This is a genomic window from Mycolicibacterium chitae, assembly GCF_900637205.1.
In the GTDB taxonomy this organism is placed as follows: Bacteria; Actinomycetota; Actinomycetes; order Mycobacteriales; family Mycobacteriaceae; genus Mycobacterium; species Mycobacterium chitae.
In genome coordinates this window covers 543,734-564,865 of record NZ_LR134355.1, presented here as the reverse complement: position 1 = coordinate 564,865, position 21,132 = coordinate 543,734, and the positions used below count along the sequence as shown (strand labels likewise).

Genomic DNA, 21,132 nt, shown 5'->3' with positions numbered 1-21,132 from the left:
CCCGTTGTGCCTCAGATGGGTGTGATGTAGTTGATCAGCCACTTGCCGTCGACCTTCTGGTAGTCGACGCGCAGGCGGCTGCCGTCGTAGACGGGCTGCTTGGACTCGTCGGTGACGGTGCGGTTCATGAACACCAGCACCGAACCGGACGTCCGCCCGGCCTCGAGCACCCCGGCGCCCACGACGTTGGCCTGGCTGACCACCTGACGCTCGCGGGCCTGCGGGATGATGTCGTTGGCGGAGCGGTCCCGGAATTCGCGGCGATACTCCGGCGTGAGCAGGTCATAGGCCTCGGTGAGGCTGCGTTCCACAGTCTGGTAGTCGTAGCCGAAGATCTGCGGAACCTGTTCGGCGGCAAGGCGAGCCAGCTCGGCACGGGCGCTCTGCGCCGCGTTGGTCTCGACCCGGTCCCAGTACAGTCCGCCGAACCAGCCACCCAGCGCGATGATCGCCGCGGTGACGATCACCGACAGCGCGGTCAGCAGTCCGCGGGTTGCCCGCCCCATCAGTTGCCTCCGTCGGGATAGCGCAGATCCCAGCCGGTCATCCGGCCGGCGTCGTCCTCGTGCACGATGACGCGCAGCCGGTAGGCCTGCGACGGTTTGTTGACCCCGTCGATGTCGGTCACCGTGACCCGCACCGCGACCAACACCGACGCGTTGTCGCGATCCTCGTCGATGTCCTCGAGCGCGGCGCCGTTCACCACGGCCTCGGAGGTGGCGTTGGTGTCGCGGAAGAGCGCCTTCAGGTTCTCGACGTTGCCGGGCTGGCTCATCATGTCGCGCAGCGGCCCGCTGGTGCCGTCGACGAAGCGGTTCACGCTGTCGTCGATGGTGTCCGGGGTGTAGGAGAACATGTTCACCACGGTCTGCTCACCGGTGGCGACGAAGCGCTGCTCGCGCTCCGCCGTGGCGTCCGCGGCGTTCTTCTGCGTCAACAGCACTCCGGTCGCGGTCCCCAACACCGCCAGCAGGACCACGCCGACGGCCGCAGCGATCCCGGCGACCGCGCGGCGGTGGGGTTGCCGCCGGGCGGGCGGACCGGCACCGATGGCCGGCGATGATGCCTTGCCGCTGCCGGGGGCCTCGATGCGGCTCGTCACGGTGGTGGCCGCGGCCGGTTCGGAGGTGGGCCCCGCGGCCCGGGACGCACGCCGTCGAACCGGCTTCGGCGCCGGGTCGGGCGTCGAAGTCGGTTGTTCCGTCATTACACCTGCCTCGGATCCAGCATCAGTTCGACCCAGTTCTCGGCGGGCCGATGGTTCACATCGGCCGCGGCCAGCACCCCGGTGCCCCCGTCGGTCGGGTCGACGAATTTTCCGTTCTGATCATACGTAGCGTAGGCGGGTCCGGCGGCCTGCGGCGTCGGGACCTCGGCGGGCAGCGGTGCCTCTCCCGGCGGCGGCGGGGACTGCCCCGGCGGCGGCACGGGCTGGCGCGCATACGGCGGCACCTGGTGATCCGGCGGCGCGAAGAACGGCCACGGCGCGGGTTGCACGCCGGGGTCGCTGGGCGGCACCGGCAGCGGGAACGGTGCGTGCGGGGCCGGGCCCGGGCCGGGGGGCACACCGGGGGGCAACTGCACCGAGGGCGGCCCCGGATCGTAGTCCGCCTGCGGCGGGATGTTCGGGAACTTGTTGGGCGGCAGGATATTCCGGCCGTCCCCGATCGGGGTGTCGTACGGGATCGGCGGACCGCGCCACGGGTTGCTGCCGATCGGCACGTAGCCCTGCGGGTCGCGGCACAGCTGCACGGTGGGCGCGCGCTTGCCGGGGAACTCCATGCACGGGTAGTTGCGGGCGCCGCGGACCACCATCGGGTCGTTCTGGGCGACCTTGCAGTACATGTCTTTCGGCAGGTCGCGCACGGTCTCGTCGGCCGGGGACCGGATGGTGGTGGCCGGCAGGAAGCCCACGGAGCACGGCGGCGGGTCACCGAGGTCGATCTTGAAGTCCAGCTTGCCGCCCTCGTCCATCGGGACGCCGCCGGCGACGGTGATCAGCGCCGCGATCAGCGCCGGGAAGATGACCAGCGCCTGCTCGATCGACTTGTTGTAGATCACCCCGACCCGGCCGAAGTTGGCCAGGTTGGCGGCCAGCATCGGGAAGTTGGGCCGGATGCCGGAGAACGCGGTGTTGACCGTATCGGCCGCGCCCGGCGCGGTCGCGAGCACCTCGCGCAGTTGCGGGTCGGCATTGTTGAGTTCGGTGGTGAACCGGGCCAAGCCGTCGGCGATCGACTTGATGTCGTCGCCGCTGCGGATCTGCGCGTCCAGGAACGGTCCGACCTCGTCGATGAGCGCGGCCGTCTGGCCGTAGTTGGCGTTGGCCTCGTCGACCAGGCCGCGCGCCGACTCTATCACCCGGGCCAGCTCAGGCCCGGATCCGTTGAACGCCTTGAAGGTTTCGGCCAGCACGTCCTGCAGCCGACTGTTGCTGATGCTGCTGACCAGGGCGTCGGCCTCGGTGAGCAGGCCGGCGATGTCCTGGCCGATGGCGGTGCGGTCCTGGCCGATGCTCGACCCGTTGCGCAGCATCTCCGCCGAGGCATCCTCGGGCGGCACCAGGTCGATGTACTGCTCACCGACCGCCGAGACGCTCTTGACCGTGGCCGTGACGTTCTCGGGCACCGGGGTGTTGCTGTTGAGCCGCATGTGGGCCACCACGCCGTTGTCGGTCAGCCCGACGGAGTCGACCCGACCCACGGTCACCCCGCGGTAGGTCACGTTGGCGTTGCCGTAGATGCCGCCGCCCGCAACGAAGTTCGCGTCCACCTTGTAGGAGCCGATGCCGACCTTGGCGGGCAACTGCAGATAGAAGATGACGATGGCGCCGACGGTGAGCACGGTGATGACCGAGAAGATCATCAGCTGGATTCGGGATAGCCGGTCGAGCATCAGCGCGGCGCCTCCTCGTCCTCGTCCGGGACGCCCGGCGGGATCTCGAACGGGTCGGCGGCCTGCCCGGACAGGTTGGCCAGCTGACCGGTCAGGAACTCCGGCGGATTGATCACCTCGGACATGTGCTTCATATTCGGGTCCAGTCCGGACGTCGTGAAGACCGACTCACCGAACCGGCGCAGCGTCAGATCGAAGGTGACGTACACGTTCAGGTAGTCACCGCGCACCGCGTTGCGCAGGTACTTGCTGTGGAACGGGAACGTCGTGATGAACGGCATCGCCGAGACCAGGTTGTCGGCGTTCTCCGCGAAGGCCTTGACCACGGGGTACAACTCCTTGAACGACGCCGCGAAATCCACCTTGGTCCGGGCGAGTACGTCCGCGGCCACCGTGCCGACGCGCCCCAGCGCGGTGAACGCCTCGACGATGTTGGCGCGGTTGCGGTTGAGCACCTCCAACGCCACCGGCAGGGTGTCCAGCGTGCGGCCCAGGCTGTCCTTGCTGTTGGCCAGGGTCGCGGCGAATCGGTTCAGTCCGTCGACGGCGGCCAGGATGTCGTCGGTCTGATCCCGCAGCGACGCGGTGAGCTCGGCCAGCCGCGGCACCAGGCCGGCGAAGGTGCCGGTGCGACCGGCCACGGCGGCGTACACCTCGTCGGTGATGTCCTGCAGGGCACCGAGATTGCCCTTGTTGACGACCACACCGAGGGAGGACAGCACCTCCTCGGTGGTCGGGTACCGACCGGTCCGGCTCTGCGGGATGTGACCGCCCTCGGTGAGCCGGGCGTCGGCGGGGTCGGTGAGCGGCGGGGCCAGTTCGATGTGTTGCGAACCGAGCAGCGAGGTCTGGGCCACCCGCGCGGTGGCGTTGGCCGGCAGGTCGACCTCCGGTTCCAGCGACAGCTGCACGGCCGCATAGAAGGTTCCGTCCGGGCGCTGCACGGCGTCGATCCCGGAGACGCTGCCCACGGTCACGTCGTCGACCATGACCGGGGAGTTCTGCGGCAACGTCGCGACATCCGGTAGTTCGACGGTGATCGTGTACGCCCCCGAACCGTGCCCCTTGGTGCCGGGCATGTTCACCGAGTTGAGCCCGCCGAACGAACAGCCGGCCAGCAAGGTGACGCCGGAAGCCAGCGCGACCGCTCGGAAACCGTTGCCGCGCAACCCTGTTCTCCTCGTTCGAGTGGTCATCAGCCGCCACCCTCCGTCGGGCCCGGCGCGGGGCCGGGGGCGCCGGGTGCGGTCCCCGGGGCGTGACCGGGTCCGGGTGAAATCTGCCCCGGCACGGCCGGCGGCGGCAGCACCAGATCACCGAGGTTGGTGCCGGGCGGGATCGACGGCGGGGTCACCCCGGGTGCGGGCTCCCACTGCAGGTACGGCACGGGCGTGCGGGCCTTGGCCTCGGTGGCCGGGGTGTCGTAGATGATCTGGCCCTTGTAGGCGGTGATGCTGTTGATCGGATGGAACATCACCGGCGGGAAGTTCATCGTGATACGTCGCAACACCGGACCCATCCGCTGCTTACAGATCTCGGAGCGCTTGATGTTGTCGGCGCCGGCCGTCTCACTGACGTCGAAGGTGCCACCGCAGATGAACTGGACCGGGTTGGCGAAGTTGGGCAGCGACAACAGCCCCGCGAGGGTGCCCTGCGCCGGGTTGTAGATGTTGTAGAAGTTCACCAACCCGTTCGGCGTGATGTGCAGCACTTGCTCGATGTCCTCGCTCTGGTTGGACAGCAGCGTGGTGAACTCCGTCAGCTTGTCCACCGTGCCGATCAACGTCTCGTTGTTCTCGTCGAGGAAGCCCCGCACATCTCCGAGCGCCGTATTGAGGGTTCCCAGCGTGTCGTCGAGGCCCGCTGAACTCTCGGCCAGCACCTGGGAGACCGACGCGACGTGGCTGGAGAACTGGACGATCTGCTCGTTGCTCTGCGACAGCGCGTTGACCAGAACCTGGAGGTTACGGACGGTGCCGAACAGGTCGGTGCGCGAATCGCCGAGGCGGCCGGCAGTCTGGGAGAGTTCGCGCAATGCGTCGCGGAACGAATCGCCATTGCCGTCGAAAGTCGTCGCGGCCTGATCGACGAATTCGCTCAGCGGGCCCTGTAAACCGTCCTCGCCCGGGCCGAGAGTCTGCGACAGCTTGGTCAGTTCGTCCTTGACCTCGTCCCATTCGACGGGAACACCGGTGGAGTCCAGTCCGATGGTCGCGCCGTCGGCCAGCACCGGCCCGCCACCGTCGGGGCCGCCGGCGTCGTAGGCCGGCGTGAGCTGAACGAATCTGGCCGCCACCAGGTTTGGCGACACGATGATTGCGTGCGCATCGGCGGGAAGCTTCACGTCGTCGTCCACCGACATCGTGATCTTGACATCGCCGGCGCGCGGCTCGATCGAGTCGATGGTTCCGACCGGCACCCCGACGACACGCACGTCGTCGCCCGGATACAGCCCAACCGCGGTGGAGAACAACCCGATCACCTTGTAGGTGCCGCGGCCCGGCCACAATGCGTACAGGCCGACGGCCAGCACCGCCACCAGGGCGACCACCAAGCCGATGAGGAGTCCGCGGTTGCCGAAACGGCGCGTAGTTGAGGTATCGGTCATGGTGACTTCGGCCTAATGATCAGGCGCTCGGCAACGAGGCCCTTCAGGTAGTCCGACAGGCTGTCGGGCAGCTTTCCGGGCTGGAAGTAGGCGTCGAGCAGCATCTCCGAAATTGCCGCGGGCGGCAGTCCGTAGAGGTTGATCTGGAACCCCGGTCCCGAGCCCACGACCTCGCCGAGTGTGGTGGCGTACGGCGGCAGCCGCTTGAGCGCCTCGCTGATGTGCTCCTTGCGTTCGTTGAGGTTGTCGACCACCAGGTTCAGCTTGCTCAGCGTGGGGCCGAACTGTTCGCGGTTGTCGGCGACGAAACCCGAGATCTGCACGGAGACATCGTCGATGCCGGCGATGAGGTTGGACAGCGCGGCGCGACGCTCATCGAGCGCGGCGAACAGCTGGTTGCCGTCGACGATCAAGCTGTTGACCTGCTCGGCGCGCTGCCCCAGCGTCTGGGACACCGACCGGGCGTGCGCAAGCAACTCGCCGAGCGCCTCGTCCCGGGTGTTGATGGCGCGCGAGAGATCGGTGACGCCATCCAGTGTCGACCGCAGTTGCGGCGTGGCGTCGGCCAGGGTGTCGGTGAGCGTCTGCAGCGCTTCCTGGAACTTGGGTTTGTCCAGGGCCGCCGTGTTCGCGCCGAGGTCCTGCAATGCGGCGTTCAGTGTGTACGGCGTGGTGGTGCGTCCCAGCGGGATGCTGCTGACCGACCCGCCGCCGGCAGGCGTGACGTCCAGCGACTTCTGGCCCAGCACCGTGTCGGTCTTGATGGCGACCAGGGTCTGGTCCCCGACCTGGATGTTGCGATCGACGGTGAAGGTCGCCTTCGCGGCGTTGCCCGCCAGGCCGACCGAATTGACTTGGCCCACCTTGATACCCGAGACGTTGACATCGTCGCCCGGGGCGATGCCGCCGGCGTCGGTGAAGAATGCTTCGTAAGTCTTACCCTGCGGCCAGAACGGCAACTTGGTGTAGCCGAAGGACACCAGGACCAGGCACACCACCACGGCGATGCCGAAGATGCCGGTCCGGAGCGGATTGGAGTCGTCAGTTCTCCTCAAGTGGAGCGCACCTCCCCTTGGACGGGTCCGGCGGTCCGCCGAATGGAACCAAGATGTCGCTGCCGGCCGGGCCGTTGAACTTCAACCGGACCGAGCAGTAGAAGATGTTGAAGAACGAGCCGTAGGCGCCGAGGGCGTTGAGCCGCAGGTAATTCTCGGCGAGCGGTTCGATGACGTCGTTGAGGTCCTGCTTGCGCTCGTCGAACTTGGTCGCCAGCGGCCGCAGATTCTCCAGCACGCCCTGTACCGGCCTGCGGCTCTTCTGCAGCATGTCGGTGAGGTCGGCCTCCGCGGCCGCCAACGGCGGGATCGCCCCGGCGATGGTGTCGGAATTCTGCGCCAGCCCACTGATCAACTGCTGCAAATGGTCGACGCTCGTGTCGAACTGGGCGCCCTTCTCGTCCACGGTTGCGAGCACGGTGTTCAGGTTGGCGATGACGTCGCCGATCAGCTGATCACGCGCGGCCAGATCGGTGGTGAACGAGCTGGTGCTGGACAGCATTTCCGACAGCGCGCCGCCCTGCCCCTGCAGCAACTCGATGACGGCGTTGCTCACCTCGTTCACCTTGTTGCCGTCGAGCCCCTTGAGCACCGGACGCAGGCCGCCGAGTAGTGCGTCGAGGTCGAGCGCCGGGTCGGTCTGCTCCCGGATGATGGTGCCGCCCGGGGGGAGCTTGCGCAATTCGCCGGGGCCCGAGGTGATCTCGAGGTAGCGGTCCCCGACGAGGTTCTCGTACCGGATCAGCGCGCGCGTCGAGGTGTAGAGCTGATAGCGCTTGTTGACGTCGAACGTGACGTCGACGCTGTTGTCGTCGGCCAGCTTCACCGACTTGACCGTGCCCACCGGGACGCCGGCGATGCGGACGTCCTGACCGGACTCGAGCCGCGAGGCGTTGTCGAAGTTGGCGTGGTATGTGTGTCCGGAGGCGAAGCGGAACTCGCCGAAGACGACCACCAGCCCCGCGGCGACCAACAGCATCACCACGGTGAACACACTGACCTTGGCCAGCACTCCGCGCTGCCCCATCAGAAGTCGTCCCGTTCCGCATAGGCCCCGTTGAACAGGAACTGCAGGGTCGACGGCGCGTCGAACTGCAACTCGGTGTTCGGCTGGTACGGGACGTAGGCGTTGTCGGTCACCAGGAACGGCGAGCGGAACCAGGATCCGCCGAACTGCTTGCTCGGGATGTCCGGCAGGCCACGGCAGTTCGGACCGCCGGAGGCGTTGACCACCGGCAGGCTCTCCGGGTACGTGTAGGCCGGCGAGCCCGGCAGGAAGTTCGACGACACGAACAGACCCGGCCGCGTGCCGCCGATGATCGGACCGAAGCGATCGGCGGCGGTCACCATGGCCGACAACAGGCAGCCGATCATCGGCGAGTACTCGCCGAGCAGCTTGGCCGGGGCGCGCAGGCGCTGGATCGCGGCGACGTAGTCCTCGGCGGCCGGGGCCAGGGTCTCGTAGGCGTTGTTGGCCAACCCGGTGGCCGCCAACAGGGTGGCGTTGAGGTTGCCCTCCTGGTCGATGATCGTCGCGCTGAGCGCCGGCGCGTTGTCGAACACGCGGGTCAGGTCCGGCGCCGCGTCGGCGTAGATGTTGGCGACGGTGGCCGCCTGGGCGATGTCGGCCTGCAGGGTGGGCAGCTTGGGATTGAGCTGTCCCAGATAGCTGTTCAGGCCCGCCAGCATGGCGCCGAGGTCGTCACCGTTGCCGCGCAGGCCCTCGCCGAGCGCCGAGAGGGTGGCGTTGAGGTTGACCGGATCGATCTTGTGCAGCACCTCGGTCAGCTTCTGGAACAGCGTGTTGACCTCGAGTTGCACCGCGGAGGCCCGCACCGTCGTACCGGGCTGCATCGGGCCCTCGGGGGACTCCGGCGGGGTGAACTCCACGGACTTGGCGCCGAAGATGGTGTTGCCGGCGATCTGCACGTGCGCATTCGACGGCACGTAACGCAGTTGACTGCGGTCCACGGCCAGCGTCAGCTTCGCCTGTTCGCCCGCGTACTCGATCTTCTTGACCTTGCCGATCTGGATGCCGCGGTACTTGACCTTGGCGTCCTGCTCCATCACCAGACCGGCGCGCGGCGACATCACGGTGATGTCGTCGGTCGCGGTGAACGCGGCGCTGTACCCCAGGTAGGTGATGACGGCGGCCGCCACCAGGATCGCGGCCATGATCGCAGCCGCCACCCGCACGTGGGTCCGATTCGCTGTGCCGTCCGCCATGCCTTACCCGGAGAGGTTGAAGTTGCCGGACCCGCCGTAGACGGCGAGCGAGATGAACAGGGTGATCACGACGACGACGATCAGCGAGGTCCGCACCGCCTGGCCGACGGCGATGCCGACGCCGACCGGCCCGCCGGAGGCGTTGTAGCCGTAATAGGTGTGCACCAGCATCACCGCGACCGACATGACGATGGCCTGCAGGAAGGACCACATCAAGTCGGTGGGCACCAGGAAGGTGTTGAAGTAGTGGTCATACAGGCCGGCGGACTGACCGTTGATGAAGACCGTCGTGAACCGCGCGGCGAAGAACGACGCCAGCACCGCCAGCGAGTACAGCGGGATGATCGTGATCAGCCCCGCGATGAGCCGGGTGGAGACCAGGTAGGACACCGAGTGCACCGCCATCGATTCGACGGCGTCGATCTCCTCGGCGACCCGCATGGCCCCGAGTTGGGCCGTGGTGCCCGCACCGATGGTGGCGGCCAGCGCGATCCCCGCGACGATCGGCGCCACCACGCGCACGTTGAGGAACGCCGAGAGGAATCCGGTCAGCGCCTCGATGCCGATGTTGCCCAGCGACGAGTAGCCCTGCACCGCGATGACGCCGCCGGAGGCCAAGGTCAGGAAGGCCGCGACGCCCACGGTGCCGCCGATGATCGCCAGGGCCCCGGTGCCCATCGTCATCTCGGCGATCAGCCGGACGGTTTCGCGCCGATAGCGGTTGAGCGCATTGGGGATGTAGCGCAACGATTCCCCGAAGAACAGCGCCTGCTCACCGAAGCTGTCGAAGGTTTTCGGCAGGCCGGAGACGAGGCGCCGGAAGCGCAGCGTGGCGTCGAAGCTCATGGCCAGTCTCCCGCCGCGCGCTCCGGTCCTCGCTTCGCTGCGATCCTCACGCGCGTCATGATTCGAGCACCCGCACCCCGATCGCGGTCATCAACACGTTGATGACGAACAGACAGATGAAGGCGTAGACGACGGTCTCGTTGACCGCCGTGCCGACCCCCTTGGGACCGCCCTTGACGGTCAGCCCGCGGTAGCAGCCGACCAGGCCCGCGACGACGCCGAACAGCAGCGCTTTGACCTCGGCCAGCAGCAGCTCGGGCAGCCCGGTCAGCACCGTCAGTCCGTTGATGAACGCCCCCGGGTTGACCCCCTGCAGGAACACCGAGAAGGCGTAGCCGCCGGAGATGCCGATGGCGCATACCAGGCCGTTGAGCAGCAGCGCCACCACGGTCGAGGCGAGCACCCGCGGAACGACGAGGCGGTGGATCGGGTCGATGCCCAGTACCCGCATCGCGTCGATCTCCTCGCGGATGGTGCGCGCGCCCAGGTCGGCACAGATCGCGGTGGCGCCGGCGCCGGCGACCACCAGCACGGTCACTACCGGGCCCAGCTGGGTCACGGTGCCGAACGCCGTGCCGGCGCCGGACAGGTCGGCGGCACCGATCTCCCGGAGCAGGATGTTGAGCGTGAACGCGACGAGGACGGTGAACGGGATGGACACCAGCAGCGTGGGGACCAGCGAGACGCGGGCGATCATCCACGTCTGATCGAGAAATTCGCGGAACTGGAACGGGCGGCGGAACATCGCCCGGAACGTGTCGATCGACATCTCGAAGAAGCCGCCCACGGCCCGAGCCGGAACCGCGAGCTGTTCGATCAACCTTGGTTCCCTTCTCGCTCGAGACGGCTTGTCCGACATCCGTCCACAGCCTTGGCGAAGCCCCCGAAACCTCGATCCCGACGACCGCATCCGGTGTCAATCCGGACGCCCGCCAGGTGAGACGGATCATAGTAACTAGAACGTGTTCGCAGTGTCAAAGCTCCGATATTGAGACAAAAGCCCCGGATTTGTCCAGGTCACAGCGATTGTGACGCAGGCCATTCTAGAACGTGTTCTAGTCGCGAATCTACCCTCCCCGCCATTGCCGGAGGCGTCAATTGTCGAGCAGGCCCACGGACGAGAACATCCGCTCGGGGTCCCGATCGGCAAAGTATTGCCCCAGTGCCCCGCTCAGCGCCCCGGGATCCCACGCGTCTCCCGTCGCGCTGAAAGTCTGTTCCAGCACGGGCGCCGCCACCAGCGCCACAGATGGACCATAAACGATGAAGACCTGCCCGTTGACCGCTTCGGAGGCCGGAGCCGCCAGGTATCGAACCAGCGTGACGACATGCTCGGGCGCCAGCGCGTCCACCTCGCCCTCGGCCAGTTCGGGTGCCGCCCCGAAGGTCTCCGCGGTCATCGGCGTGCGGGCCCGCGGGCAGATGACGTTGGCGCGCACGCCGTAGCGGCTCAGACCGCGCGCCGCCGAGACGGTCAGCGCGGTGATGCCGGCCTTCGCGGCGCCGTAGTTGGCCTGCCCGGGCGGGCCGCCGAGACCCGCCTCCGAGGAGGTGTTCACCAGTCGGCCGTAGACCTTGCCGTCGTCGGCCTGCTTGGCCTTGTCGCGCCAGTACGCGGCCGCGTTGCGGGTGAGCAGGAAATGCCCGCGCAGGTGCACCGCGATGACGGCGTCGAAGTCCTCGTCGGACATGTTGAACAGCATCCGGTCCCGGGTGATGCCCGCGTTGTTGACGACGACGCTCAGCCCGCCGAGACCGTCCGCGGTGGACACCAGTTCGTCCGCGGTGGCACGGGCGCTGATGTCACCGGCCACGGCGACACCCTTGCCGCCGGCCGCGGCGATCTCGTCGAGCACATCGGACTCGTCGAGCGCCTTGGCGATGTCGTTCACCACGACTGTCGCGCCGGAACGGGCCAACCCGATGGCCTCCGCGCGGCCCAGTCCGGCGGCCGCGCCGGTGACCACCGCGACCTTCCCGGACAGGTCCAACGCGGCCGGATCCTGCGTCACATTCGATGTCACTTACGAATACCTCTAGTCTTCCCGGCTCAGCGCGGCGCGCGGGCACTCGGCGACGGCGCGCAGCGCCAGTTCTTCTTGGTCAGGCGGGATCACGTCGACCTTCATCACGGCGTACTCGTCATCGTCGAGGTCGAACAGGTCCGGGGCAATTCCCACGCAAATCGCGTTACCTTCACATCGATCGCGGTCAACTTTCACGCGCATCGCAATCTCCTCCCACTCCTGTTCCGGGGCTGTTCGGACAGGTTCGCAATCAGAATAGGTCCCCGGGGCCGCGGGGCCAGTCTTGCACCATTGTGGACCCCAAGACTAGAACGTGTTACAACCGATGCGGTAAACGGGTCGCGCGCAACCAGCGGGCCGCCCGAGACGCGAGGGAGCGCGCATGCGGATCGGCTTCACCCCGGAGCAGGAGGAACTACGCCGCGAGTTGCGGACGTACTTCACCAAGTTGATGACGCCCGAGCGCGCCGAAGCGCTGGCCTCGAACGACGGCGAGATGGGCCGCGGCAACGTGTACCGCGAAACGGTCGCGCAGATGGGCAAGGACGGCTGGCTCACGCTGTCCTGGCCCACCGAGTTCGGCGGTCAGGCCCGGCCCCCGATGGACGGGCTGATCTTCAACGACGAGGCCGCCGTCGCCGGAGTCCCGGTCCCGTTCCTGACGATCAATAGCGTGGCGCCGACGATCATGGCGTTCGGCACCGAGGAGCAGAAGAAGTTCTTCCTGCCCCGCATCGCCTCCGGCGATCTGCACTTCTCCATCGGCTACTCCGAACCCGGCGCGGGCACGGACCTCGCCGCGCTGCGCACCACCGCCGTGCGGGACGGCGATGACTACGTGATCAACGGTCAGAAGATGTGGACCAGCCTGATCGCCTACGCCGACTACGTCTGGCTGGCCGCGCGGACCAATCCGGACGCCAAGAAGCACCGCGGCATATCGATGCTGATCGTGCCCACGACCGCCGAGGGCTTCTCCTGGACCCCGGTGCACACCATGTCCGGCGTGGACACCAGCGCGACCTATTACCAGGATGTGCGGGTCCCGGTCGGCAACCTCGTGGGCGAGGAGAATGCCGGCTGGAAGCTGGTGACCAACCAGCTCAACCACGAACGCGTCGCCCTGGTGTCGGCGCAACCGATCTTCGTGGCCCTCGACGGCGTCCGGGAGTGGGCGCAGAACACCAAAGATCCCCACGGCAACCGGCTGATCGACTCGCAGTGGGTGCAGCTGAACCTGGCCCGCGTGCACGCCAAGGCCGAGGTGCTGAAGCTGATCAACTGGGAACTCGCCTCGGCTTCCGAGGCGGCGCCGTCGCCGGCAGATGCGTCGGCGGCCAAGGTTTACGGCACCGAGCTGGCCACCGAGGCCTACCGTCTGCTGATGGAGGTCCTGGGCACCTCCGCGACGCTGCGCACCGACACCCCGGGGGCGCTGCTGCGCGGCCGGATCGAGCGGATGCACCGGTCCTGTTTGATCCTCACCTTCGGCGGCGGCACCAACGAGATCCAGCGCGACATCATCGGCATGGTCGCGCTCGGCCTGCCCCGGGTCAACCGCTAACGGAAAGCAGGGATTTCACATGGACTTCACCTGGCCCGAAGCCGCCGACGACCTCGGCGGGCTGGTCCGCACCATCACCGAGTCCGTCTGCACGCCCGAGCACCAGCGCGCGCTCGACGGGCTCGACGAACGCTTCGACAAGGACCTGTGGTCCAAGCTGATCGACGCCGACGTCCTGTCGACGGCCGCGCCGGAGTCCCTCGGCGGCGGCGGTTACGGGGTGCTCGAACAGACCGCGGTGCTCGAGGCCCTGGGCCGGCAGCTGGCCGCGGTTCCCTACCTGGACTCGGTGCTGCTGGCGGCCGGGGCGCTCGCCGAGTTCGGCTCGCCCGAATTGCAGGACCGGTGGGCCAAGCCGGCCGTCGCCGGCGCGGTGGTGCTCACCGTCGCCCTGGCCGGCGAGATGGGCCAGGGCCCCGTCCTCGCGCGCTCCGACGGCGAGGGCCACCAACTCACCGGCAGCCGCACCCAGGTCGGCTTCGCCGCGTCCGCCACGGCGTTCCTGGTCCCGGCCGAAACCGATTCGGGGACCGCGGTTTTCCTGGTCGACGCCAAGGATCCCGGGGTCACCGTCACCGCCTTGAACACCACCGGCCACGGCAGCGTCGGACACCTGCAGCTGCAGGGCGTGCCGGTGGGCTCCGACCGGCTGGTGGGCGGCGCGGAGGTCCTAGACTGGCTGACCGCCCGACAACTTCTGGGCCTGACCGCATTCCAGCTCGGTGTTCTGGACCGCGCCCTCGAGCAGACCGCGCAGTACGCCCGCGAGCGCGAGCAGTTCGACCGTCCGATCGGCAGCTTCCAGGCGGTGTCCTCGCGGCTGGCCGACGGGTACATCGACGTCAAGGGGCTGCGCCTGACCCTGACCCAGGCCGCCTGGCGGCTCGCCGAGAATCTGCCGGCCGCGGTGGATCTGCGCAGCGCCGCGTTCTGGGCCGCCGAGGCCGGCCACCGCGTCGCGCACACCGCCGTCCATGTGCACGGCGGCGTCGGCATCGACATCGACCACCCGGTGCACCGGTACTTCCTGGCCGCCAAGCAGACCGAGTTCACCCTCGGCAGCGCTACCGGTCAGCTATTGGCCATCGGCGCCGAGCTGGCCGCCACCCCGGTCTGACCCGTGTCCCCCGGTGATTTCGGCGTGATCCCCCACGGTCAGCATGGGAAATCACGCCAAGATCGCACGACCGTGGCCGGGTTGTTGGCCGCGCTGGCCGAGGTCGACGACCGCGGGGTGTACTCGGGCGACGATTCGACCGTCACCTTCGTGAGCTGGCGCGAGCACATCCAGGCCGGCGCCGAGCTGGCCGCGGCCCTGCGGGCCCGGCTGCGCCCGGACGCCCCGCCGCACGTGGGCGTGCTGCTGGGCAATACGCCGTTCTTCAGCACGGTGCTGGTCGCGGCGGCGCTGACCGGCATCGTGCCGGTGGGGCTGAATCCCACCCGGCGCGGGGCGGCGCTGCAGCGCGATATCGACACGGCGGATTGCCAACTGGTGCTCGCCGATTCCGGCGGCCGCGACGCCGCGGCGGGGATCGACGTGGTCGACGTCGAATCCGCCGACTTCGCCGCCGAACTGGCGGCCCACCGCGGCGCGCGGGTCGAGTTCCGGGCGGCCGACCCCGACGATCTGTTCATGCTGATCTTCACCTCCGGCACCAGCGGCGACCCGAAGGCGGTGCGCTGCACACACGAGAAGGTCGCGGTGCCCGGGGTGATGCTCGCCGAGCGGTTCGGCCTGGGCCCCACCGACACGTGCTACCTGTCGATGCCGCTGTTCCATTCCAACGCGGTGCTGGCGGGCTGGGCCCCGGCGGTGGCCGCCGGGGCGTCGATTGCGTTGCGCCGCAAGTTCTCCGCCTCGCAGTTCATCCCGGACACCCGACGCTTCGGTGCGACCTACGCCAATTACGTCGGGAAGCCGCTGTCCTACATCCTGGCCACGTCCGAACGCGACGACGACGCCGACAATCCGCTGCGCGTGGCCTACGGCAACGAGGCCGCACCGCGCGACATCAGACGCTTCGCCGACCGGTTCGCCGTGCAGGTGGTCGACGGCTTCGGGTCCAGCGAGGGCGGGGTGTCGATCGCCCGCACGCCCGACACCCCGGACGGTGCGCTGGGGCCGCTGGTCGGCGGCATCGACATCCTCGACGTCGAGACCGGCGAGTCCTGCCCGCCCGGCGTGATCGGGGAGATGGTGAACACCGCGGGCCCCGGGCAGTTCCGCGGCTACTACAACGATCCGGACGCCGAGGCCCAGCGGATGACCGGCGGGGTGTACCGCAGCGGCGACCTGGCCTACCGCGACGAGGCGGGCTTCGCGTATTTCGCCGGGCGCCTGGGCGATTGGATGCGCGTCGACGGCGAGAACCTGGGCACCGCGCCCATCGAGCGGATCCTGATGCGCCACCCCGAGGTCACCGAGGCCGCGGTGTACCCGATCCCGGATCCCGCGGTCGGGGATCAGGTGATGGCCGCGCTGGTGGTGGCGGACGTCGACGCGTTCGATGTGGAGAAGTTCGTCGAGTTCCTCAGCGCCCAGGGCGATCTGGGCCCGAAACAGTGGCCATCGTACCTACGGTTGAGCACCGCGCTGCCGCGCACCGAGACCTTCAAGGTGCTCAAGCGTCAACTGACCGCCGAGGCCACCGACTGCGCGGACCCCGTCTTCCCGGTCACCCGACCAGCGACGGGATGACCGCCTCGATCAGGTGCGGCCCCGGCTCGCCGAACGCCTCTTCGAGCGCCGCGGCGAACTCTTCGCCGGTATGCACGCGTTGCGCGGGCACCCCCATCCCCTGCGCGATCTGCACGAAATCGAGTGTGGGCCGGCCGATGTCGAGCAGATCGCGCGCCTTGGGGCCGGGTGACTCGGCGCCTTCGGCTCCGACGCGTTGCAGTTCGATCCGCAGGATGTCGTAGGCGCCGTTGTTGAGGATGACGGTGGTGATGTCGAGCTGCTCGCGCGCCTGGGTCCACAGCGCGGACACCGTGTACATCGCCGAGCCGTCGGCCTGCAGCGACAGCACGGGACGGTCCGGTGCCGCGATCGCCGCGCCAACGGCCGTGGGCATCCCGTAGCCGATGGCCCCGCCGGTCAGCGTCAACACGTCGTGCGCGGGCGCCCCGGCCGTGCTGGCCGCCAGCGTCACACCGGCGGTGTTGGACTCGTCGACGATGATCGCGTCCTGCGGCAAAAGCGCGCCGACGACGGCCGCGACCGACACCGCGGTCAACGGGCCACTGGGCAGGTCGGGGCGCGCCGCCGCTGCCACCGCGGCCTCGGCGCCAGGCGCGAGGTCATCGGCGAGCTGTTCCAGCGCCACTGCGGCACTGTCGTATTCGGCGAGGGTGTGCACCTGACAGCCGTCGGGGACCAAGTCGCTGCGCTTGCCCGGGTAGGCGAAGAACGAGACCGGCGACACGGCACCGGCCAGGATCAGGTGCTGCGCGCCGGCCAGTTGCGCCTCGGCGGCCTCGGCGAAGTAGGCCAGCCGCTCGACCGCGGGCACTCCGGCGCCGCGCCGCAGGCGGGTGGGAAAGGTCTCGCACAGCACGCGGGCGCCGGTGGCGGCGGCGATCCGGGTGGCGGCCGACAGCCCGCCGACCCGGGTGGCGTCGCCGCCGATCAGGACGACCGTGTCCGCCCCGGAGCGCAGCACCTCGGCCGCACCGCGCAGCGCGCCCCGATCGACTTCCCCGGGGCTTTCCGGTTTCGGCTGCGCCGCATCGGTTTCCGGGGCCGGCCCCCACGAGATGTCGGCGGGCAGGATGAGCGTGGACACCACCCCGGAGCGGCTGGCCGACACCGCGTCGACGGCATCGGCGGCCAGGTCCGCGGTGCGCTCGGTCCGGTGCACCCAACCCGAGACGCTGCCGGCCAACGCCTCGATATCGGATTCCAACGGTGCGTCGAATTGCTTGTGGTAGGTGGCGTGATCCCCGACGACCACCACCATCGGGACGTGCGCGCGACGGGCGTTGTGCAGGTTGGCCAGGCCGTTGGCCAGCCCCGGCCCCAGATGCAGGAGCACGGCGGCCGGCTTGTCGGCGATGCGCGCATAGCCGTCGGCCGCCCCGGTGGCCACGCCCTCGAACAGGGCCAGCACACTGCGCATTTCGGGTACGTCGTCGAGTGCGGCCACGAAGTGCATCTCGGAGGTGCCCGGGTTGGCGAAGCAGACCTCGACGCCGTTGTCCACCAGCGTGGCGAGCAAGGCGCGTGCACCGTTCACGGTCGGCCCCCTTCGAGGTTGGTGAACACCCGGCGGGCGTTGCCGTGCAGATAGTCGTCACGGGCCTGCGCCGACAAACCGAGATCCTCGAGCCCGTCGAGGGCGTGGGTGTGCCCGATCATCGGATAGTTGCTGCCGAACAACACCTTTCGCTGCCCGGTAGAGGTCTTCATAAAGGCGACGAGTTCGGCCGGCAGTCGCTTGGTGGTGTATGCCGAGGTGTCGATGTAGACGTTGGGGTGCTTGCGCGCCACCGCCACCATCTCCTCGGTCCACGGGTAGCCAACATGACCGCACACCATGACCAGTTCGGGGAAGTCGAGGGCGACCTCGTCGATATAGGGGATTGGGCGCCCGGTTTCCGACGGACGCAGCGGGCCGGTGTGCCCCACCTGGGTGCAGAACGGCACGCCGAGGTCCACGCACGCGGCGAACAGCGGGTAGTAGCGGCGATCTGTCGGCGGCAACCGCCACAGCCACGGCACGACCCGCAGCGCGACGAATCCCTCGTCGACCCGGCGGCGCAGTTCCCGCACGGCCTCCATCGGACGGTCGAGATCGACGGTCGCAACCCCGGCGAACCGATTCGGATGCGCGGCCACCCAGCCGGCCACCTCGTCGTTGGAGACCAGGTCCAGCCCGTTGGGACCGCGCCACGCGCTCAGCAGCCCCACCTCCACGTCGGCGGCGTCCATCGAGGCGAGCGTGACGTCGATCGGGATGTCGTCGACGGGCATGGCCCCGCCCGTCCAGCGTCGCAGTGAGGCCAGCATGTCGTTGGCCAGGAAGCGAGGAGTCGGATGCTGCATCCACACGTCGACCGTCATCCCGGTCGACTCTAGCGGTGGAAGACGAAGTCCCTGGTTCAGCCTTCGCGGATGGTGTTCAATCGCTGCGAGGCGCTCTCGAAGCCCTCGACCAACTCGGCGACGATGTCGGCGACCGGGCGGATCTCGTTCATCCGGCCGACGATCTGCCCGACCGGCATCGCGACGGTGCTCGGATCGCTGGATTCGCTCATCCGCTGATGCGCCCCGCTGACCAGGATGTTCTGCAGCGGCATCGGCAGCGGCTCGGGCGCGCCCTCGGCATCCCACGCATCGGTCCAGCGGCTCTTGAGCAGCCGCGCGGGCTTACCGGTGTAGATCCGGCGGCGCACGGTGTCCGCGGAGGTCGCCTTGAGCATGGCTTCCTGCACCACTGAGCGGCCGGACTCCAGGCGCACGCCCAGGTCGTACTCGGCGGCGGTGAGGAACGCCGACCCCATCCACACGCCCTGGGCGCCCAGGGCCAGCGCCGCGGCGACCTGCCGACCGGTGCCGATGCCGCCGGCGGCCAGCACCGGGGCCTTGCCGTCGAGGGCGTCGACGATCTCGGGCCACAGCACCATCGAGCCGATCTCGCCGGTGTGCCCGCCGGCCTCGTGGCCCTGTGCGACGACGATATCGACGCCGTTCTCCACGTGCCGCAGCGCGTGCTTGGCCGAACCGGCCAGTGCCGCAACGGGAACGCCGGCGGCGTGCACCTGGTCGATGACGTCCTTCGGCGGCGATCCGAGCGCGTTGGCGATGAGCTTGATCGGGTGCTTGAGCGCGACGTCGACGTGGCTGCGCGCCACGGAGTGCAGCCAGCCCAGCACGCCCTCGTTGCGGTCGCCGTCGTCGGACAGCGGCGGGACGCCGAGGTCGGCCAGCGTCTTGTCGACGAAGTCGCGGTGGGTCTGCGGGATCAGCTTGTCGATGTCGACGGCGCTGCCCTCGGTGGGCACCTTGGCCGGCATGACGACGTCGACACCGTAGGGCTTGCCGTCGGTGTTCTCGTCCATCCAGCACAGGACGTTCTCGAGGTCCTCGGCGTCGTTGAAGCGCACGCAGCCGAGTACGCCGAGTCCGCCCGCGCGACTCACCGCGGCCGCGACCTTCTCCGACGGGGTGAAGACGAAGATCGGATATTCGATGCCGAACCGATCGCAGAGTTCTGTACGCATTTAGGCTTTCGCTCCCTGTGTGGCCGCATGGTTGGCGTGCACCTCGTCGGCGGGTCGGGCTTCGGTTTGATCCTTGGCCCACCGGTAGTCGGGCTTGCCCGCCGGGGACCGCATGACCTCGTCGACCAGCCAAAGGCTGCGGGGCACTTTGTATCCCGCGATCTGCGTGCGCACGAAGGCGTCCAGGTCCGCCAGTGCGGGGCGGGCGCCCTCGCGGGGCTGCACCACCGCGGCGACGTGTTGGCCGAAGCGCGGATCGGGCACGCCGACCACCAGCGCGTCGAACACATCCGGGTGGCCCTTGAGCGCGGCCTCGACCTCTTCGGGGTAGATCTTCTCGCCGCCGCTGTTGATCGACACCGAGCCGCGGCCCAGCATGGTGACGCTGCCGTCGGCCTCGACCTCGGCGTAGTCGCCCGGGATGGCGTAGCGCACGCCGTGGAAGGTCTTGAACGTCTCGGCGGTCTTCTTCTCGTCCTTGTAATAGCCGACGGGAATGTGGCCCCGCTTGGCGATCACGCCGCGGACGCCGGAGCCGGGCTGGACCTCGTTGCCGTCGTCGTCGAGCACCACGGTGCTCTTGTCGATGGTCACCCGCGGCCCGCCGGTGTGCGACTGCCCCTTGGCGACGATGCTGGTGCCGCCGAACCCGGTCTCCGAGGAGCCGATCGAATCGGTGATGATGCGGTTGGGCAGCAGTTCGACGAACTTCTCCTTGAGGCTCGTCGAGAACAGCGCCGCGGTGCTGGCCAGCAGGAACAGCGAGGACAGGTCGTACTCCTCGCCGGCGTCCTGGGCCGCGAGCAGCGCGTCGAGCAGCGGCCGGGCCATCGCATCACCGGTGAAGAACAGCAGGTTGACCTTGTGCTCGTGGATCATTCGCCAGATCTGGTCGGCGTCGAATTCCGGCGTCAGCACCACGGTGTGGCCGGTGAACAGCGCCATCCAGGTCGCCGACTGCGTGGCGCCGTGGATCATCGGCGGGATGGGCAGCCGGATCATCGGCGGATTGTCCTTGGCCTGCCGGGCCAGGCCGTACTCGTCGGCGACGGGTTCGCCGGTGGCAAAGTCGGTGCCGCCGAACAACACTCGGTAAATGTCCTCGTGGCGCCACATCACACCCTTGGGGAACCCGGTGGTCCCGCCGGTGTAGAGCAGGTAGATGTCGTCCTCGCTGCGCGGACCGAAGTCCCGCTCGGGTGAGCCCTGCGCCAGCGCGGTCTCGAACTCCACGCCGCCGTAGCGCTGATAATCCAGATCGGAGCCGTCCTCGACGACCAGCACCGTGTTGATGCGCGGGGTGTCCGGCAGCACGTTGGCCACCCGGTCGGAGTATTGCCGTTCGTGGATCAGCGCTACCATGTCGGAGTTGTCGAACAGGTAGCGCAGTTCGCCCTCGACGTACCGGAAGTTGACGTTGACCAGGATGGCGCCGGCCTTGACGATGCCGAGCATCCCGATCACGATCTCGATCCGGTTGCGGCAGTACAGCCCGACCTTGTCGTCCTTCTTGACGCCCTGATCGATGAGGTAGTGCGCGAGCCGGTTGGCCCGCTCCTCGAGTTGGGCGTAGGTCAGCTGTTCGTCACCACAAATCAGGGCGACGCGGTCGGGCACGGCGTCGATGGCATGCTCGGCGAGATCGGCGATGTTGAGGGCCATGGCTCCTAAACTAGAACGTGTTAC

The 21,132-nt window shown here is 68.5% G+C and carries 19 protein-coding genes; 3 read left to right on the top strand and 16 right to left on the bottom strand.

Features of this window, described 5'->3' with window-relative positions:
• Positions 1-11: 11 nt before the first annotated feature.
• The 12 genes from EL338_RS02590 to EL338_RS02535 form a co-directional block, all read right to left on the bottom strand.
• Entirely contained in the window at positions 12-506 is a 495-nt protein-coding gene (locus tag EL338_RS02590) for a mammalian cell entry protein (RefSeq protein ID WP_126332308.1), read from the bottom strand.
• The gene (locus EL338_RS02585; RefSeq protein ID WP_126332307.1) at positions 506-1,207 is read right to left on the bottom strand and encodes an Rv1363c family protein; all 702 of its coding nucleotides are present in this window, start codon (positions 1,205-1,207) and stop codon (positions 506-508) included. Before EL338_RS02585 ends, EL338_RS02590 begins: the two co-directional genes overlap by 1 nt.
• Positions 1,207-2,895 (bottom strand): MCE family protein, encoded by a 1,689-nt coding sequence (locus tag EL338_RS02580; RefSeq protein ID WP_126332306.1) that lies wholly within the window; start codon positions 2,893-2,895, stop codon positions 1,207-1,209. Before EL338_RS02580 ends, EL338_RS02585 begins: the two co-directional genes overlap by 1 nt.
• Positions 2,895-4,091, bottom strand: a complete 1,197-nt coding sequence (locus EL338_RS02575) for an MCE family protein (protein ID WP_126332305.1) — start codon at positions 4,089-4,091, stop codon at positions 2,895-2,897. Before EL338_RS02575 ends, EL338_RS02580 begins: the two co-directional genes overlap by 1 nt.
• On the bottom strand, positions 4,091-5,503 hold the full coding sequence (locus EL338_RS02570; RefSeq protein ID WP_126332304.1) for an MCE family protein: 1,413 nt from the start codon (positions 5,501-5,503) through the stop codon (positions 4,091-4,093). The genes EL338_RS02575 and EL338_RS02570 overlap by 1 nt, the downstream gene beginning before the upstream one ends.
• Positions 5,500-6,558: an MCE family protein gene (locus tag EL338_RS02565; RefSeq protein ID WP_126332303.1), complete on the bottom strand. Its 1,059-nt coding sequence runs from the start codon at positions 6,556-6,558 to the stop codon at positions 5,500-5,502. The genes EL338_RS02570 and EL338_RS02565 overlap by 4 nt, the downstream gene beginning before the upstream one ends.
• Positions 6,545-7,585, bottom strand: a complete 1,041-nt coding sequence (locus tag EL338_RS02560; RefSeq protein WP_126332302.1) for an MCE family protein — start codon at positions 7,583-7,585, stop codon at positions 6,545-6,547. Before EL338_RS02560 ends, EL338_RS02565 begins: the two co-directional genes overlap by 14 nt.
• Positions 7,585-8,784 carry an MCE family protein gene (locus tag EL338_RS02555; protein ID WP_126332301.1) on the bottom strand — a complete coding sequence of 400 codons (1,200 nt, stop codon included), beginning with the start codon at positions 8,782-8,784 and terminating at the stop codon, positions 7,585-7,587. The genes EL338_RS02560 and EL338_RS02555 overlap by 1 nt, the downstream gene beginning before the upstream one ends.
• A 3-nt stretch (positions 8,785-8,787) precedes the next feature.
• Entirely contained in the window at positions 8,788-9,630 is an 843-nt protein-coding gene (locus tag EL338_RS02550) for an MlaE family ABC transporter permease (RefSeq protein ID WP_126332300.1), read from the bottom strand.
• 55 nt (positions 9,631-9,685) lie between these two features.
• On the bottom strand, positions 9,686-10,450 hold the full coding sequence (locus tag EL338_RS02545) for an MlaE family ABC transporter permease (RefSeq protein ID WP_126332299.1): 765 nt from the start codon (positions 10,448-10,450) through the stop codon (positions 9,686-9,688).
• Between the two features lie 274 nt (positions 10,451-10,724).
• Positions 10,725-11,654, bottom strand: coding sequence for a 3-oxoacyl-ACP reductase (locus EL338_RS02540; RefSeq protein WP_235666349.1), 930 nt, complete (start codon positions 11,652-11,654; stop codon positions 10,725-10,727).
• Positions 11,655-11,666: 12 nt separating this feature from the next.
• Positions 11,667-11,858, bottom strand: a complete 192-nt coding sequence (locus tag EL338_RS02535) for a ferredoxin (RefSeq protein ID WP_126332298.1) — start codon at positions 11,856-11,858, stop codon at positions 11,667-11,669.
• Between the two features lie 181 nt (positions 11,859-12,039).
• On the opposite strand from EL338_RS02535, the gene EL338_RS02530 reads away from it, so the two are divergent.
• The 3 genes from EL338_RS02530 to fadD17 all read left to right on the top strand — a co-directional run bounded on the left by EL338_RS02530 (position 12,040) and on the right by fadD17 (position 15,922).
• Positions 12,040-13,221 carry an acyl-CoA dehydrogenase family protein gene (locus tag EL338_RS02530; RefSeq protein WP_126332297.1) on the top strand — a complete coding sequence of 394 codons (1,182 nt, stop codon included), beginning with the start codon at positions 12,040-12,042 and terminating at the stop codon, positions 13,219-13,221.
• 19 nt (positions 13,222-13,240) lie between these two features.
• Entirely contained in the window at positions 13,241-14,338 is a 1,098-nt protein-coding gene (locus EL338_RS02525) for an acyl-CoA dehydrogenase family protein (protein ID WP_126332296.1), read from the top strand.
• 72 nt (positions 14,339-14,410) lie between these two features.
• The gene (gene fadD17, locus EL338_RS02520; protein ID WP_235666348.1) at positions 14,411-15,922 is read left to right on the top strand and encodes a long-chain-fatty-acid--CoA ligase FadD17; all 1,512 of its coding nucleotides are present in this window, start codon (positions 14,411-14,413) and stop codon (positions 15,920-15,922) included.
• Here fadD17 and EL338_RS02515 read toward each other — a convergent pair.
• Genes EL338_RS02515 through EL338_RS02500 form a run of 4 tightly spaced genes read right to left on the bottom strand, consistent with a single transcriptional unit; the run spans position 15,900 to position 21,108 of the window.
• The gene (locus tag EL338_RS02515) at positions 15,900-17,459 is read right to left on the bottom strand and encodes an acetolactate synthase large subunit (RefSeq protein ID WP_126332295.1); all 1,560 of its coding nucleotides are present in this window, start codon (positions 17,457-17,459) and stop codon (positions 15,900-15,902) included. The genes fadD17 and EL338_RS02515 overlap by 23 nt on opposite strands.
• Entirely contained in the window at positions 17,456-18,286 is an 831-nt protein-coding gene (locus tag EL338_RS02510) for an amidohydrolase family protein (RefSeq protein ID WP_126332294.1), read from the bottom strand. Before EL338_RS02510 ends, EL338_RS02515 begins: the two co-directional genes overlap by 4 nt.
• A gap of 38 nt (positions 18,287-18,324) precedes the next feature.
• A complete protein-coding gene (locus EL338_RS02505) occupies positions 18,325-19,446 on the bottom strand; it encodes an NAD(P)H-dependent flavin oxidoreductase (protein ID WP_126332293.1) in 1,122 nt (373 codons plus the stop codon).
• Positions 19,447-21,108: a medium/long-chain-fatty-acid--CoA/3-oxocholest-4-en-26-oate--CoA ligase gene (locus EL338_RS02500; protein ID WP_126332292.1), complete on the bottom strand. Its 1,662-nt coding sequence runs from the start codon at positions 21,106-21,108 to the stop codon at positions 19,447-19,449.
• Positions 21,109-21,132: the final 24 nt, after the last annotated feature.